This window comes from Paractinoplanes lichenicola, from assembly GCF_016785085.1.
Taxonomy (GTDB): domain Bacteria; phylum Actinomycetota; class Actinomycetes; order Mycobacteriales; family Micromonosporaceae; genus Actinoplanes; species Actinoplanes lichenicola.
This window is the reverse complement of sequence record NZ_JAENHO010000013.1, coordinates 1-16042: the sequence shown is the minus strand read 5'-3', so window position 1 is coordinate 16042 and position 16042 is coordinate 1. Positions and strand designations below refer to the sequence as shown.

At 71.7% G+C, this 16042-nt stretch carries 13 protein-coding genes; 7 read left to right on the top strand and 6 right to left on the bottom strand.

Going from position 1 to position 16042, the window contains the following annotated elements; translation table 11 throughout:
- Positions 1-25 precede the first annotated feature (25 nt).
- Positions 26-388 carry a hypothetical protein gene (locus JKJ07_RS37740; protein ID WP_202996794.1) on the top strand — a complete coding sequence of 121 codons (363 nt, stop codon included), beginning with the start codon at positions 26-28 and terminating at the stop codon, positions 386-388.
- A 704-nt stretch (positions 389-1092) separates the two neighbouring features.
- On the opposite strand, the gene JKJ07_RS37735 is transcribed toward JKJ07_RS37740, so the two are convergent.
- Positions 1093-2661, bottom strand: a complete 1569-nt coding sequence (locus JKJ07_RS37735) for a ricin-type beta-trefoil lectin domain protein (RefSeq protein ID WP_202996793.1) — start codon at positions 2659-2661, stop codon at positions 1093-1095.
- A 229-nt stretch (positions 2662-2890) separates the two neighbouring features.
- Between JKJ07_RS37735 and JKJ07_RS37730 the strand changes: the two genes are divergently transcribed.
- The gene (locus JKJ07_RS37730; protein WP_202996792.1) at positions 2891-3400 is read left to right on the top strand and encodes a hypothetical protein; all 510 of its coding nucleotides are present in this window, start codon (positions 2891-2893) and stop codon (positions 3398-3400) included.
- A 6-nt stretch (positions 3401-3406) separates the two neighbouring features.
- Here the strand turns inward: JKJ07_RS37730 and JKJ07_RS37725 are convergent, their stop codons facing one another.
- The 4 genes from JKJ07_RS37725 to JKJ07_RS37710 are packed head-to-tail and all read right to left on the bottom strand — an operon-like array spanning position 3407 to position 7664.
- Positions 3407-3892: a DUF1269 domain-containing protein gene (locus JKJ07_RS37725; RefSeq protein WP_202996791.1), complete on the bottom strand. Its 486-nt coding sequence runs from the start codon at positions 3890-3892 to the stop codon at positions 3407-3409.
- A 27-nt stretch (positions 3893-3919) separates the two neighbouring features.
- Entirely contained in the window at positions 3920-5554 is a 1635-nt protein-coding gene (locus tag JKJ07_RS37720) for an MFS transporter (protein WP_202996790.1), read from the bottom strand.
- Positions 5551-6561, bottom strand: a complete 1011-nt coding sequence (gene glsA, locus JKJ07_RS37715; RefSeq protein WP_202996789.1) for a glutaminase A — start codon at positions 6559-6561, stop codon at positions 5551-5553. The genes JKJ07_RS37720 and glsA overlap by 4 nt, the downstream gene beginning before the upstream one ends.
- Positions 6562-6581: 20 nt before the next feature.
- The gene (locus JKJ07_RS37710; RefSeq protein ID WP_202996788.1) at positions 6582-7664 is read right to left on the bottom strand and encodes an AI-2E family transporter; all 1083 of its coding nucleotides are present in this window, start codon (positions 7662-7664) and stop codon (positions 6582-6584) included.
- A gap of 176 nt (positions 7665-7840) precedes the next feature.
- On the opposite strand from JKJ07_RS37710, the gene JKJ07_RS37705 reads away from it, so the two are divergent.
- Entirely contained in the window at positions 7841-8437 is a 597-nt protein-coding gene (locus JKJ07_RS37705; protein ID WP_202996787.1) for an HdeD family acid-resistance protein, read from the top strand.
- A 10-nt stretch (positions 8438-8447) separates the two neighbouring features.
- On the opposite strand, the gene JKJ07_RS52010 is transcribed toward JKJ07_RS37705, so the two are convergent.
- A complete protein-coding gene (locus tag JKJ07_RS52010; RefSeq protein ID WP_307834613.1) occupies positions 8448-11030 on the bottom strand; it encodes a LuxR C-terminal-related transcriptional regulator in 2583 nt (860 codons plus the stop codon).
- Between the two features lie 144 nt (positions 11031-11174).
- On the opposite strand from JKJ07_RS52010, the gene JKJ07_RS37695 reads away from it, so the two are divergent.
- The 4 genes from JKJ07_RS37695 to JKJ07_RS37680 all read left to right on the top strand — a co-directional run bounded on the left by JKJ07_RS37695 (position 11175) and on the right by JKJ07_RS37680 (position 15789).
- The gene (locus JKJ07_RS37695; protein ID WP_202996786.1) at positions 11175-11468 is read left to right on the top strand and encodes a hypothetical protein; all 294 of its coding nucleotides are present in this window, start codon (positions 11175-11177) and stop codon (positions 11466-11468) included.
- A complete protein-coding gene (locus JKJ07_RS37690; RefSeq protein WP_202996785.1) occupies positions 11465-12535 on the top strand; it encodes a S1C family serine protease in 1071 nt (356 codons plus the stop codon). The genes JKJ07_RS37695 and JKJ07_RS37690 overlap by 4 nt, the downstream gene beginning before the upstream one ends.
- A 186-nt stretch (positions 12536-12721) precedes the next feature.
- Positions 12722-14218: a MutS-related protein gene (locus tag JKJ07_RS52005; protein WP_202996784.1), complete on the top strand. Its 1497-nt coding sequence runs from the start codon at positions 12722-12724 to the stop codon at positions 14216-14218.
- Positions 14215-15789, top strand: coding sequence for a MutS-related protein (locus tag JKJ07_RS37680; RefSeq protein WP_202996783.1), 1575 nt, complete (start codon positions 14215-14217; stop codon positions 15787-15789). Before JKJ07_RS52005 ends, JKJ07_RS37680 begins: the two co-directional genes overlap by 4 nt.
- Positions 15790-16042: the final 253 nt, after the last annotated feature.

Below are 16042 nucleotides of genomic sequence, written 5' to 3'. Positions count from 1 at the left end.
GCGACGGCACCGTAGCGTGCAGCTCATGGCGGCCAGGCGTTGGTGGGCGGGGCTGACGGTTGTCGTCGCCCTGTTCTTCGCCACCTCCGTGGTCGCGGCGACTCCGCAGACCCGGCTCGTCCAGGCGCCGTCGGTGCTGCAGGCCGTCGTGCCGTCCCCCTCCTCGATGGGGCACCGGCCCGACCTGCAGTTCGCCGACCACGGTGGACAGGGCCACGCCGCATCGAGCCCGACCGCGTACGCGTGGCTCGCCGAGCGGGTCGTCGCCAGCACCATCACGTGGTGGCACCGGCGACGCGACAACGACGGGCAGCGGGCGCAGACCGGCCGCAGGGTTTATCAGGGCAGGGGCCCACCGGGACGACGTGCAGCAGACGCCACGTCCTGATCCCGGTTCCACCCTGCCCCAGGCCCTGTTTCGTGGCCGGGGCGGGGCTGCGGCAGGGCCCAGATCCCGCCTGGCGGCGCCTGAGGGAAAGCCAGGTTCCAACACCGGGAGCCAGGCTTCCCCGGGCCACCACCAGACGAAATCTGGACCCGGCCTCGCACCCACCCCAGCTACGAAACAGGCGCCGGATGGCGACGATCGCGCTGTCCGGCTGCACGGCGCCGGGGGCCAGGGCGCCTCGAGGTCGTACAGGTAGCCGTCGCCGGGCGCCCAGCGGTGCAGGTCGTCCACCCGCAGCTCGCCGCGCGGGCCGCTGCCCTCGGCCACCATCCGGCCCGCGGCGTCGCGCAGACTCACCCTCGTACGGGCTGAGCCTTGGGCTTCGATGGTGTAGCCGACCGTGCCGGCGGCGCCGTCGAGGCCGGTCACCACGGTGATGTCGGTCAGGTGTCGCGGGGCGGTCTGGTAGCCAAACGGGTCGGTGGATCCCGGCGTAGTTGAAGAAGTCGTGCCAGTAGCGTTGCCGGGGCCCGGCCGGCCCGTCCTCGATGACGCCGGGCGGGATCGACTGGAAGCTGAGCGTGTTGCTGACCAGCACGGTGATCCGCACCGGCTCGCCGGCTCGCACCAGTCACGAGGTGTCCCGGCGATGGGGCGCGCCGGGCGGCAACACGGTCAACGTGTTGCCGCCCTTTGCCCGCTGTCTAGCCGCGGCGCCACTTCTGGTTGGCGCCGCCCGTGCACTCCCACAGCACCAGCTTGGCGCCCTCGTTGGCGTTCCAGGCGTCGATGTCGGCGCACTTGTTGGCCTGGGGGTTGACCAGGTCACCGGCGGCCGACAGGACCCAGCCCTGCGCCGGGTTGCCCGAGCAGCCGACGATCTGCAGGATCGCGCCGTTGGCGGTCGAGCCCCAGGCCACATCCAGGCACTTGTTGTTTCCCGTACGCAGGGTGCCGTTGACGAACTCCCACTTCTGCGCGGCCGAGCCGTTGCAGTTCCACATCTGCACCCGTACGCCGTCCGAGAAGTTGCCGTTCGGGACGTCCAGGCAGCGGTTGTTCAGCGCGCTGATGACGGCGCCGCCGGAGCTGCCGCCGCCGCTGGTGACCAGGGCGATGCCCCAGCGCGACAGGATCGGGTTGACCGGCTGGAACCAGGTCTGCGGGTTGGCCGAGCCGCAGCCGCCGGCGATGCCGGATGTGACGCCCTGGGCCTGGTTGCCGGCGATGACCGAGCCGCCGGAGTCGCCCGGGTTGGCGCACGCGCTCATCCGGCTCATGCCGTACACCGGGCCGTTGGAGTAGTTGATCGTCTCGTTGCGGCCCTGCAGGGTGCCGCAGGTCCACGACGAGGTGCGGCCCGAGCGGCAGATCGAGGAGCCGATCGCGGCGTCGTTGGAGCCGGCCACGATCACGTTGCCGCCGGAGTAGTTGTTGACCCACGGCTGCGGGGTCCAGTTGCCGTTGGCGGCGACGTAGGCCATGTCGGTGTTCGGGAATTCCGACTCTCCGAAGCTGCCCAGGTCGACGTTGTTGAAGCCCTTGACCGGGGCGCCGCGGCCGCCGCAGTGACCCGCGGTCACGAAGCCGGGGGCGCCGCCGCGACGGGCCGGGAAGCCGACCGAGCACAGCGTGTTGCCGTTGATGACGTACTGGTCGCCGCCGCGGATGTCGTACACCGGCCGCGGCGCGACCGCTGACGTCTCGACGGTGACCGTGCCGACGCCGCTGTCCTTGGCGAACGTGCGGGCCTGGGCCTCGGCGCCCGGCTTGACCGTCACCACGACGCTGTTGGTCGCCGGGTCGATGCGCCAGGCCCGGATGGCGTCGGCCGCCTTCGCGGCGCGCTTGTCCAGCTTGGCCCGGTCGGCGGCCAGGGCGCTCTCGCCGCGGGCGACGATCTGGGCCTCGGCGCCCTCGGCGCGCACCTGCTTCGCGGCGGCCTCGGAGGTGACGGCGACGGTGAGACGCTCCTGGCCCTTCTTGATCCAGGCGCCGCCGTACGCGTTGCCCAGCTTGGCCTTGAGCCGCTGCTGCACGAGCGGGGCCGCGGCCTCGGTGCGCAGGCGGTCGGCGACCTGCTCGTCACTGGTCAGCTTGAGGTCGCGCTTCATGGCTTTGACGACGCCGGCCGGGACGTCAAGGGTCTGTGCCACGTCGACCCGCGGGTGCGCCGTGGGGTCGGGCTCGTCGGCGAAGCTCACTAGGGGTGTCAGGGCGACCGCCGTCACCGCGCCGGCGGCAACCGCGATCCAACGATACGGACGAGCCATGGGGGAGCTCCTCGTCAGGGGATATAGGGATGCGTCGAAGTCTTCGTATCTATTAAGAAGGTGTCAAGAAGACCCCGGCGGCTATGACCGGCCGATCACCGACGGACGGAACAAGCGGGCAGATCGACCCGGCCGGGCGAACGCCGCTCAGTTCCTCCGCTTCGGGGGAGGACAGTGCCTCGGCGTGGCGGCAGAGTCGAAACGCGATCGAGGAAGCGGAGGGGGCGCCATGACTCAGGAGCAGGTGCTGTTGGGCTCGCTCACCGAGAACGAGCTGATGCTCGTCCGGGCCACCGACGCGGCCGCGCTGGCGGGGCTGGACGAGGACGAGCTGCTAGCCCTCCATCAGCGGATCCGGCGGGCCCGCGACAAGTACGTCAAGGTGTATCGCCGCCGGGCCGCGGCGCGGGTCGACGAGGTGGGGGCGCGCGGCCGGGCCTTTCCCAAGAACACGCGCAGCCGGGGCAAGGCCGAGATCTTCGAGGACGCGCTGGCCCGGGTCAGCGACGCGGTGGCGTCGGCCGCGCGGGCCAGCGTGCTCGCGCTGCGGGCCGAGCGGCTGGCCGAGGCGCAGCAGCCGGGCAACCCGGTGGCCGCCGGCCCGCTGGTGGCGCCGGCGGCCGAGACCCGCGAGGCTCAGCGCAGCGATCGCCGGCCCGATCACGGCGACCTGCCGAAACGACACGCCGCCACGCGCGCCACCGGCGCTCGCCGGCAGGCCCGCCGCGACAGCCGCTGACGGGCGTCAGGATCCGGAGAGCTCCCCGGCCAGTTCCTTCTCGTGCTCCTCCGACAGCGAGGTCTGCAGCACCTCACCCCCGTACGGCTTGAGGGCGGTGGCGAACTTGTCCTCGGTGATCTTCGTGGTCATGATGACGACGGCGGCGCGGCCCGGGGTCAGCATGCCCTGCACCCGTTCGCGGAAGGACGCGTCGATCCCGGCCTTGCCGAGCGAGCCCATGAAGGCGCCCATGACGCCGCCGAAGAGCAGCCCGCCGATCGGGGCCAGGAAGAGCAGGCCGATCAGCATGCCCCAGAGCGCGCCGGAGCTGGCGGAGCCGGAGACGATCTTCCCCGGCGTGTCGACGTGGCTCTTGCCCTTGTCGTCGACGGTCACCACGGCCAGGCCGGAGAGGTCGACGACGTGGTCGTTCTGGAGCCGCTGCACTTCCTCGTACGCCTTGACGGCCGTGTCGTGGTTGTCGTAGCCGAGGATGATCAGGTCGGACATGGTGTTCCCTTCGTTCTCGTGGTGGGTTCAGACCGGCTCGCGGGTGCGGGCATCGCTGCCGGCCTGGTCGGGCACATCGCCGGGGAGGTAGCGGGGGAGCCGGGCGGCGGGGACGATCGCCAGGGCGCTCAGGGCGGCCAGCACGAGCAGCCCGAGGCGCAGCGCGCGCAGCCGGGCGTCCTCGTTGAGGCCGACCGCGGCGTCCACCTGGGCCGGTGTCGCGTCGGTGCCGGCCAGGATCTCGCGGAGCCGGTCGTTGCTGACGAAGTTGGTCTTGTCGAGGTCCACTTGCGCGACGAGCTGGGGCGGCAGCTCGACGTGGGCGGCCGCCGCGGTGGCAACGTTGGCGCTCAGGATGCCGACCAGCAGGGCCCCGGCGACCGCAGTGCCGACGGCCGAGGCCAAATTTTGCACGGTGCCGCGCACCGAGCCGACGTCACCGGCCAGCTCCTTGGGTGACGCGGTGACCAGCACGTTGAAGACCAGGGTGACCAGGGCGCCCTGGCCGATGCCGAACGTGATCAGGCCGAGGATCGTCGGCAGGGTCTCCCAGTTGTTGGTCACCACCACCGACAGCCAGACGAGCGAGATCGTCGTCAGCCCGAACCCGGCCATGCCGATGGTGCGCGGGGGGAACCGGTCGTACAGGCGGACGACCAGGATCGCGGTGATCAGCACGGTCAGGTTGAACGGCAGCATGGCCAGCGAGGTGTCGAAGGGCGTGCGCCCCTGGACGATCTGGATGTAGAGCGGGACGGTGAAGTTCAGCGCGGCTTCCATGGCGACGACCAGGAACATGGCGTAGATCGCGGCGCGCTCGCCGGCCGAGCCGAAGACGGACAGGCTGACCAGCGGCACCTTGCCCGTCTCGGTCCGGCGCCGGCTCCACAGGAAGAAGATCTGGGCCAGGACGATGCCGGCCACGATCAGTATCGGCGCGGGGGAGAGGCCGACGACGGAGAACGGCGCGCCGGAGTCCGCGCGTAGCAGGCCCCACCCGTTGAGGTTGTTGACGCCCAGGGTCAGCAGCACGATGGCGGCCCCGATGATCAGGGCGGCCCCGAAGTCGATCTTTATCGTGGGGTCGCCGGCGTCCGAGCGCAGCCGGAAGCTCAGCACGAACACGGCGACGGCGATGACGAGCACGAGGATGAAGACCTGGCGCCAGCCGACCAGGGTGGCCAGCGAGCCGCCGATGAGGAACGCGCTGACGCCGCCGAGGGCGCGGGCCGAACCCAGCGAGCCGATCGCGGTGGCCTGCTGCGCGCCGCGATAGTTCTCCGCGATCAGGGCGACCAGCGACGGGACGATGATGGCGGCGGAGGCTCCGGCCAGCGCCTGGGCGAAGATGACCCAGCCCACGGCGGGCGCGAAGATCATGGTCAGCGCCGAGACCGCGAACACCACGACGACGGCGCGGAAGACCATGACCCAGCCGATCCGCTGCCCCAGTTTCGCGCCCAGCATGACCAGCGCGGCCACAACCAGCCCGTACGTCACGACGGCCGTGCTGACGTCGGTCGGGGGCACGTTGAAGTCGTCGACCATGCCGCCGATCGACACCGGCAGCGCGGCGACGTTGTAGGACATGAGGACCTGAGCCAGGAACAGCCCGATCATCGGGGCCCAGGACGTCCGTACGGGTGCTTCCGTTGCGGTCATGGTGCGGCCCTCTCGCGTACATGCGGATCGGAGGCGAAGATGTTGAGGCCCAGCGCGCGCGACAGGTAGGCGGTCGCGATCTGGCCCCGGACGCTGTTGCCGGCGGGGTCGAGCCGGGGTGCGTACGCGCCGATCCCGGTCTTGCCCGGAGCCACGGTGACCAGGCCGCCCGCGACACCGGACTTGCCGGGCAGCCCGATCTCGGCCAGCCATTCGCCGGAGCGCTCGTAGAGGCCGTTGGCGGCGAGCGCGGCCAGGGTGTCCCGGCAGACCTCCGCCGACACCACCCGCTCGCCGGTGACCGGGTTGACGCCGCCGTCGGCCAGCGTCGCCCCCATGACGGCGAGGTCGCGGGCGTCGACGCTCAGCGCGCACTGGCGGGTGTAGACGTCGACGACCTCCAGCGGGTCGCGCGTGATCCGCCCGTAGCTCTCGAGCAGCCGCGCGATGGCCTGGTTGCGCTGATTGGTCGCCGCCTCGGAGCGGTACACCTCGTCGTCGACCTCGAGCGCCCGGCCGGCGAAGCGTGACAGCCCGTCGCGCACGTTCGCCCACAGCCGGTCCGCGGAGTCGCCGGCCATCAGCGCCGTGGTCGCGAGGGCGCCCGCGTTGACCATCGGGTTCATCGGGTGCCCGTCGTTGAGCTCGATGGCGATGACCGAGTTGAACGCCAGGCCGGTGTTGTTCACCCCGACCACCTCGAGGACCCGCTCGTGACCGAGCGCGTCGCACAGCAGCGCGTAGACGAACGCCTTGGAGATCGACTGGATCGAGAAGCACACCCGGGTGTCGCCGTGCTCGTGCAGCCCGCCGTCGACATCGGCCACGCACAGCCCGAACGCCTCGGGATCCGCCGCGGCCAGCACCGGGATGTAGTCGGCCACGGCGCCCTCGTGATGCCGGGCCGCATGCTTGCAGGCCTGGGCCAGGAACGCGTCGATGTCCGGCCCGGGCGGTAGGGCTCCCGTGCTGACCGCCTGCTCGATCTCCGAGACGTCCAGGTCCATGGTGTTCCTCCCGTGGCGAATCATCGGCGTGTTGGCCGCGGCTCGGTTCCGTCGAATCGGTCGAGGAGGGCGCCGCCGTCGACGAACCCGGCCAGCCAGCGCGCCGACGGCACGCCGTCGATGAAGATCGCCTTGACCAGCAGGCTGAGCGGGATGGCCAGCACCGCCCCGAGCGGACCGAGGACCCACGACCAGAACGCGACCGAGACCATGGTCACCGTCATCGACATGCCCACCGCGTCCCCCACGACCTTGGCCGGCACGATCGTGGTGATGATCGAGTTCAGGACGAAGTAGACGACGATCACCAGCAGCATGCTCTGCCAGCCCTGGATCAACAGGGCCAGCAGCGCCGGCGGGGCCAGGCCGATCAGGAATCCCACGTACGGGATGAAGTTGCACGCGGCGGCCAGCAGGCCCCACAGCAGCGCCAGCGGGATGCCCAGGATCAGCAGGAAGACCGTGTCGAGCAGCCCGACCGCGACGGCGAAGACGCCGGTGATGGCGACGTAGCGGCGGGTGCCGGCCACGAAACCGGTCAGCGCCGCGGCCAGCCGGGGGTGATCCTCGCGCAGCGCCGTCGACCGGCGGCCGATCTTGGCCGACTCGATGCCGGTGAACATCAGCAGGCTGTAGACGAGGACGAGGCTGGTGGCGACGCCCAGCAACGACGGGATGTGCGCCGTCAGCCAGCCCGCGGCCACCCGCAAGTCGAAGTCGTCGACGATCGCGCCGATCTGCTCGGTGCCGACGCCCAGGCCGGCCAGCAGCTCGCTCAGGTCCTGAGTCGTGACGGCGGCCTCGTCGACGTACTCCGGTAGGACGGTGGCCAGCCGGGCGATCGAATACACCACGATCGCCACCAGGCCCAGGATCACGGCGAAGATCGACAGGAGCAGGCCGGCCACCGCCAGCATCGACGGGACGCCGCGGCCGGCCAGCTTCGTGTAAACCGGGTGCACCAGGATGACGATGACCAGGGCGAACGCGGCCGGCGTGGCCAGCCAGGCCAGCTCGCGCAGGCCCAGCACCGTGATCACGATGCCGCTGAGCACGACGAGGACAGTCACGGCACGCGGCCTCGGGCTGGTGGGAGAGTCCACGTCGTCACTATGCGAGGCGGGGTGGCGCCGGGGCGTCCCCTGTATCGGCGGAGCGGTGATCGCCCGGCCGCGCGGCGCCGGTGCTGCCCTCCGCCGTTTCGGGGGAGCCGGAGGGGGCGGCGACCCGGGCACGCTGACTCCGGTGGAGCAGGCGCGATGACTGTGAGGTGACTGGCATGTCCGACACCGTCGTTCAGGGCCCCTCGGGGCGCACCGCAGCCGGCGCGGCCGAGGATCGCCGCACCGAGCGGTTGCTGTGGTGGCTGGCGGTGGCCGGCGCCGCCACGTCGGTCGTCATCGGCGTGATGCTGGTCGCGTGGCCCCGGGCGACGCTCTACCTCGGCGCGATCCTCTTCGGACTATGGCTGATCGTGCAGGGTCTGGTCGGCATCGTGCGAGCGGTCACCGCGACGGGGGTCGACGGCGCCGGCATGCGGGCGCTGGAGGGCGTCCTCGGCCTCATCTTCGTCGGCGCCGGCATCGTCTGCCTTCGCCACCTGCTGCTCTCGATCCTGGCCACGGCCACGGTGATCGGCCTGACGTGGATCATCGGGGGCATCGTGCGGGGCGCGGCCGCCTTCACCCCGCGCTACTCCGGGGCGGCCCGCATCGGCGTGGGCGTGCTGGGGGCGCTCACCGCGATCGGCGGCGTGGTCGTGCTGTCCTGGCCCAAGCTGAGCCTGCTGGCCATGGTGGTGTTCACCGGCATCTGGATGATCATCATGGGGCTGGCCCAGCTGTTCCTGGTGCTGCGGCTGCGCGAGACGGCCTGACTTTCCGGGGTCAGATCAGGCGTTCGCGGCGTGCGGTCGCGAGCGCCTCGCTGCGGCGCGAGACGCCCAGTTTGGCGTACAGGCTGGAGACGTGGGTCTTGACGGTGCTCTCGGCGATGAAGTGTGCGGCCGCGATGTCGGCGTAGGTCGCGCCCCGGGCCAGCTCGGCCAGGACGTCCCGCTCGCGCGGGGTCAGCGCCTGATGGCCCGGGTCGCCCGGGGCCGGATCGGGCGGCGGCGTCCGGGCCGAGTAGTGGTGGACGATGTCGGTGCTGCCGGCCGCGGCCTGCACGACGGTGTCGAGCCAGGGCGAGGCGACGTGGCCGCTCAGCCGGAGCAGGATGGTGCCGATCGGCGTGCCGTGCCGCAGCCAGCCCAGAAACGGCAGGGCGTTGCGGCGGACCTCGGTCATCACGATGGCCTTCTCGAGGTCGTCCAGGGCGCCGGCGGTGTCGCCGAGCGAGTCGCGCAGCTGCGCCGCGCAGACCATGGCCACCGCGGCCACCGGCGGCTGCAGACAGGTGGCCTCCCGCAACGCGGTGCAGAAGTGCCGGTGGGCGGCCCGGCGGTCCCCGTGGAGATCCTCCAGGAACGCCTGGGCCAGGGCGGCCTCGCCGGCCGAGCCGGATTGCCGCAGGGCCTCCGCGGTGTCGGCCAGCCGGTTGCCGTCGGCGGCGATCGCCGCCAGCAGCGCCCGGTTGACCAGCAGCGCCTGACGCAGGTGGGCGGGCAGGGTCCCGGTCGTGGTGACGACTTCGGTCTGTTCGAGGATCGGCATGGGCGGTTCCAGGACGGCCGCCGCGTCGGCCACCGACGCCCGGGTCAGGGCCACGGCGACCCCCTCGATGGTCAGCCAGAACAGGGTGCACAGGTCGGCGGCGTGGACCGACGGCGGCACCCGCTCCGGCAGGTCGACCGGCCACGGCGGCGAGCTCATCCCGCTCAGGCTCAGGGCGAGGCCGGCCCGCGGGACGGAGAAGCGCACGGACGATTCGGGCAGCTCGGCCGCCGCCCCGAGGGCGACGTTGGCCACCTCGACGCCGGCCCGCTCGCGGCCCAGCATGAACTGGCTCAGCGCCAGGTGCGCCGTGGCGGCCACCCCGAGGGCGGGCAGGGCCCGGCTCCGGGAGAGCGCGATGACGCTGCTCAGGTGCACCTCGGCCTCGTCCAGCTCGCCGGTCCACATCTGGGTCACGGCCAGCTCGAGCAGCAGTAGCGGCAGGACCTCCTGGGCCGCGGGCCGGCGCAGCACCTCGGCCACCAACCGGCGGGCGTCCGTGACGGCGGCCGCGATGGCCTCCTGGCCGAGCCGGGCCCGCATCAGCCGCAGGCACGCCCGTTGCGCGGAGGCCGCGACGGAACCGGGCGACGGCCGGCCGAGGACCAGGCTCATCCAGTACTGGGCGCCGGCGATGTCGTCGCGCAGCCAGCACTCGACAGTCGCCGTGAACCAGCACGCCTCGGTGGCGAGCACGGCCTCGCTCTGCCGCGCGACGAACGCCGCGATCTGATCGCCCTCCCCGCGGAACACCATGGCCAGGCCATCGGTCGCGAGCAGCTCGGCGGCGCCCTCGTAATCACCGACGTGCTCGAGCCGGCCGAAGGCGCGCTCGTGGTCGTTGCGGGCGAGGTCGAGCCGTACGGCCTGGCGCACCGCGGCTCGCGCCCGGTCCTCGTCGGGGCCCGGCCGCGTCAACCGGCGGCGGATCACCTCCTGCAGCACGGGGTGGACGTTGTACCGCGCCGGGTCGCCGTTCGGGGTGATCGTCCGCTGGACCAGCAGGGCGGTGGCCTCCAGATGCAGCAGCGCGTCGGGTGCCGCGGCGTCGCGTGTCAGGTGTGCGGCGAGGTCGGCGGTGACGACCTGCTCACCGGCGATGCACAGCAGCAGGTGCCGTTCGGTGTCGCTCAGCTCCGTGAAGGTCTCGTCGACGATCTGGCGGGCGGCCTCGTCCCGGCTGCCCCCGAGACCCGTACGGGCCGTGCTCAGCGGGTCGGCCGCGGCGGCGATGCTGCGGGCGGTGAGCACCAGGACGGCACACCAGCCCCGGGCCCGCTCCTCGACCGCCTCGGCCAGGGCCACGGAGTCGGTCCGCACGTGGGCCAGCGTCAAGGTGCGCGACTCGTCCGAGGTCAGGCGGAGCACGTCGCCGTGCAGGATGGTGAGATCGCCGAGCAGTTCCGGCACCACCTGATGCAGATCCAGCGGCGTGCGGGACAACAGGAGCAGGCGCAGGCTCGTGGGATCATGACGCAGCCGGTGATCGACGAGCAGCAGCGCGTCCCTCGGGAGCCGGTGCGCGTCGTCGACCACCACCAGCGCCGGCCTCGAACCGCCGGCGGCCGCGGCCGCGTCGAGCACGGCGCGCAGAGTCTCGGCGGGGCAGCCGGCATCGGCCGAGAGCCACACGACTCCCGGGTGCGGCGGCCGCTCGCGGCGCAGCCACCCGCTGACGCCCAGGGTCTTGCCGGCGCCGGGCGGGGCCATCAGCACGATGACGGCGCTGTCGTGCACCTGGTCGAGCCGTTCCCACAGGCGGCGGCGGGGCAGGTAGGCGGTGGGCAGAGCCGGCGGTAGTTGGGTGTGAGTCATCCGAACCCCCTGGGCAACCTCCTCTTTCTTAGTCAAGTCTCAATCTGATGTCAAAGAGTCATCGGTGCATAGCTCAGCGTGGCCCGTCGCGCTCCGCCGAAGCGGGGGAGCCGTCGTGCCCGTCCGTTTCCTAACGTCGGTCAGGTGAGCGCACGTGGCCCGGTCGAGGTGCTGAGCCTGGCCGTCGGGGCCGAGGCGGACATCGCGTCGGTGCTGTCGGTGCTGCGCCGGCGCGTGGCGGACGGGCCGCTGTGGGTGCTGGTCATCGACCGGCCCGGGGCGGGGATAGTCGACCACCTGGTCGGCCTGGCCCAGTTGCATCTCGACGGCGTGCTGACCCTGTCGGAATTCATGATCGCCAAGCGTCGCGTGGTGGAGCCGCCCGGCGAAGGAGATGACGGCATGCAGGACCAGCAGTCGCGTCCGGACAGCCGATGACCGCCCCGAGCCGGATGCCCGGGCCCTACCTGCTGCTGGCCGCCGCGCTGGCCGCCGGTGTGGCCGGCGGCGCGGGAACCGTGCTGATCTGGCGTGCGGTGGAGGAGCCGCGAAGGTCGGTCGTGACGAGCGCCGGGTGCGCGGTGGACCAGGTCGCGCAGCAGGCCCTGCCCTCGGTGGTCACCATCAACGCCCAGGGGCCCGGCGGCGCCGGCGTCGGCTCCGGGGTGGTCGTGACCATCGCCGGGGCGGCCCGGATCGTGACGAACGAGCACGTGATCTCGACCGCCGCGGGTGGCAAGGTCGCCGTGACGTACACCGACGGGCACTCGACGACCGCGAAGATCGTCGGCGCCGACGCGCTGACGGATCTCGCGGTGGTGCAGCCCGACGACCCCTCCCGCAGCGCCAAGCCCATCGAGGTCACGGACTCCGGGGACCTGCGCGTCGGCCGGCCGGTGGTCGCGCTCGGCTCCCCGCTGGGGCTGACCTCCACTGTGACCAGCGGAATCGTCAGCGCCACGGATCGCTATGTGCGGCTGCCGGGGGAGGGGGCGTCGTCGACCCACCTGATCGGCGCGATCCAGACCGACGCCGCGATCAACCCGGGCAACAGCGGGGGCGCGCTGGTCGACTGCTCGGCCCGGCTGATCGGCATCAACACGGCCGGCGCCTCGCCGTCGGGCGACGCGGGCAGCAGCGGCCTCGGGTTCGCCATCCCGACCGCCCTGATGCAGCCGATCGCCGCCGAGCTGGCCGAGCGGGGCGAGATCGTCCACCCGAGCCTCGGGCTGCAGGTGCAGGAGATCTCGGACGCCGTCGCTGCGCAGGCCGGGGTGCCGGCCGGGCTGTTCGTCCAGGCGGTCCGGTCGGGCGGGCCGGCCGCGCGGGCGGGACTGCGGGCCGGCGACATCATCGTCGAGCTCGACGGGAAGCCCGTACGGTCGCCCGAGGATCTGGTGCGCGCGGAGTTGAGCGCCGAGGTCGGGCAGACCGTGCAGATCGCGTACGAGCGGGCGGGTGCCCGGGCCACGGCGGCGGTGGTCGCCGAGCGGGTGGCCGCCTAAGGGCTCGTGTCGTCCCCGGCGAGGACGACGGTGATGACGGTATGACGCGGTCGTCATGGCCGCCCGGGTCCGGTGCGGCCGCCCGGCGTCAGAGCCTGGGCGACCCGCTCGTGCTGCCGGCGCAGAATCCGGCGCAGCGAGGCGTGGGAACAGGGCTTCATCGACAATGTGAGCCAACATTGTCAAGTGATCGACTCAGACTTCTCCGGCTTGTTCGCGAAGTCCGGCGCGCTGCCGGCCGACGCGCCGGAGCCCGGCTACTTCCCCGATCTGCAGCTCGACCAGCTCGTCGACGCGGTGGTGGCCGGCCGGGAGAGGCACAACCTGCGGCCGGCCTTCCGCGTCCGGCTCGAGGACCCGGCGGGCATCGAGCGACGGCAGGCGGTGTTCGCTGACCTGGCCGGCGAGCCGCTGCGGGCTTTTTGCGACGGCCTCGCCCGCTACGAGCGGCAGATCGAGGCGGCCACACGCGTACGGCATCCGCGGCAGGCGCAACGGTGGCGGCTGAACGCCCTCGCCTCGTACGCCGACGTGATCGACGCGGCAGCAGCCGTCCTCGACGACGCGCCCTTGTCCTCGGCGGGGCTACGCGAGTGGCGGGAGTGGCTGCACCGCTATCGGGCGGATCCGTCCTTCGCCGAGATGGCCGCGGGCGCGCGGGCCCTGGTCGCCGAGCTGGAGGGACTGCAGTACACCCTGTCGATCTCGGGTGACTCGATCGTGGCCAGCCCCTTCGCCGAGCAGGAGGACCTGAACGCCGGGACGCTCGCGACGTTCGAGCGGTTCGACACCGGCCAGGTCACGCCGCACGAGTTCGACCTGCGCGGCGGGGCGGAGATGAACGACCTGCACGCCGCGATCCTCGACCTGGTGGTCAAGCTGTTCCCCGAGGTGTTCGACCGGGTGGCCGCGTTCGTCGACCGGTACGCCGACGTGCGGCACCCGGTGATCGCCGTGGTGGAGCGCGAGCTGCAGTTCGCGTCCGCCTGGCTTGACTTCACCGCACCCGTGCGCCAGGCGGGCCTGCCGTTCTGCACCCCCGAGATCCGGCCCCGCGGGCTCGACGTCACGGCCACGTACGACGTCCTGCTGGCGAACGCGCTCATCGCCGACGGGCGCCGGCCGGTCACCAACGACGTCACCCTCGGCGGCGACGAGTCGCTGCTCGTGATCACCGGCCCCAACCAGGGCGGCAAAACCACCTTCGCCCGTACGGTCGGGCAGCTCTACCACCTGGCGGCGCTCGGGGTGCCCGTGCCGGGACGGTCGGTCGCGCTGCACGCGCCGGACGCGATCCTGACCCACTTCGACCGGGGCGATCGCGCCGGTGACCTGCAGAGCCGGCTCGAGGAGGAGGCCACCCGGATGGCGGCGATGCTGCCGGCCGTCAGCGACCGGTCCGTGGTGATCCTGAACGAGATGTTCAGCTCGACCACGTTCGTCGACGCGCGCACGATGAGCACCGACGTGCTGCGAGCCGTGCTGGACGCGGGCGCGGTGGGCGTGTGCGTCACGTTCATCGACGAGTTGTCGAACCTTGACCCGCGGGTCGTCTCCCTGGTCGCCGGCGCCTTCAAGGTCACCCGCGGCCGGGCTGACGGCGCGGCCCACGCCCTCGCCCTGGCCACCAAGTACGGACTCACCCAGGATCAGCTCCGCGCACGGATCGAGGCCCACGCATGAGACCAGGTCTGCTGTTCGCCGGTGACGCCGAGGCCCGGCCCGCGCACGCTTTGGCCGAACGCGTCACCGAGGATCTGGGGCTGTCCGCGGTGATCGACGCGATGGCGGCCGGTGACGCCTTCCTGGCCGAGACCGCCCGGTCCGTCCTGCTCGCGGCGCCGCCAAGCCCCGAGGACGTCGCCTACCGGCAGGAGGTGCTCGCCGACTGCCTGCGCGAGCCCGACCTCGTACGGGAACTCTACGAGCTGGCCGGGCGAGCCCTGCAAGCCCAGCGCACCGCGGCCGGCGCCGTCTACTTCGACAGCCCGGAAACCCTGCTCAACCAGTCGATCGTGACCCTTACCGCGTACGTGACCCTGCTGCGCGACCTGCGAGCCCTGGCCGGACGCTACCGGCCGCGAGTGTCGTCGACCGGGTTCACCCAGTTCTTCACCCTGGCCGACGACCAGTTCGACGACGCGTACCTGGCCTCGGTCACCAACCGCATCGCCGAACTGAGCCTCGACGGCAACCTGCTCGTATCGGCCCGGCTCGGCGCGGGAAATCAAAGCGAAGGCTTCGCGATACGCCGGCCCGAGCGCCAGTCCCGCGGCCTGTTCCGCCGCAACACCACCCCCAAAGCCACCTACAAGCTCCCGTACGGCGATGAGGCGGCCAGCCGAGCCCTCGGTACCCTGCGCGACCGGATGCTGGCCGGCCTAGCCATCTCCGCCGACCGGTCCGCGCGGTCGGTGCTCGCCTTCTTCACCGCCCTACGCTTCGACGCCGCCTTCTATCTGGGCTCACTAAACCTCCACCAAGCCCTGACCACCCGCGGCGCTCAGATATGCCTTCCGTCCGTGCTCGCCTCGCCCCCGCCTTCGTCCCCGTCCGCGCTCTCGTCCTCGTCGGCGCTCTCGTCCTCGTCGGCGCTCTCGTCCTCGTCGGCGCTCTCGCCCTCGTCTCCGCTCTCGCCCGAGCTCACCGCCCGCGGCCTCTACGACCCCGGGCTACAACTGCGCCTCGACGAGCCGGTCGCTACCAACGACCTGAACGCCGACGGCAAGTCGCTGATCATGGTCACCGGCGCCAACCGCGGCGGTAAGTCCACATTCCTACGCAGCCTCGGCCTGGCCCAGCTAATGGCCGCAGCCGGCACGTTCGTGGCCGCCACCTCGTTCACAACCTCCGCCCGATCCGGCGTCTTCACCCACTTCACGACCGACGAAGACGACTCCAAGACCAGCGGCAAGTTCGACGAGGAACTACGGCGCATGTCCCAGATCGCCGACACGATCGGCCCGCACGGACTGCTGCTGTGCAACGAAACCTTCCAGTCCACCAACGAGCGCGAGGGCTCCGACCTGGCCCGCCACATCATCGACGCCATGACCGACGCCGGCGTCACCGTCGTCTTCGTCACCCACCTGCACGAACTCGCCCAGGCCTGCTACGACCAGCGCGACCGCCTGCCCGCCCTGTTCCTGCGCGCCGACCGCGACCGCTCCTTCCGCCTGCACGAGGCCCCACCCGAGCCCACCAGCCATGGCACCGACCTATGGCACCGCCTGCACCACCCGGCAGCGCTCTAACCCCGATGTGAGTACTCACTTACCCGTTTCGTTGAAACCCCGCTCGGCTCGACGGCCTCAGCATTCCGATGTGAGTACTCACTCACCTGTTGTGGCAGCGCTCGCTCGGCTCGGCGGAGCGTGCATCGGATGTGAGTGCTCACTTACGTGTTGGTGGTGGTCGCTGGGCTCGGCGGTTTCAGCGTTCCGATGTGAGTGCTCACTTACTTGTTGTGGCAGTGTTCGCTGGGTTCGGTGTTGCGTGGAGCGGATG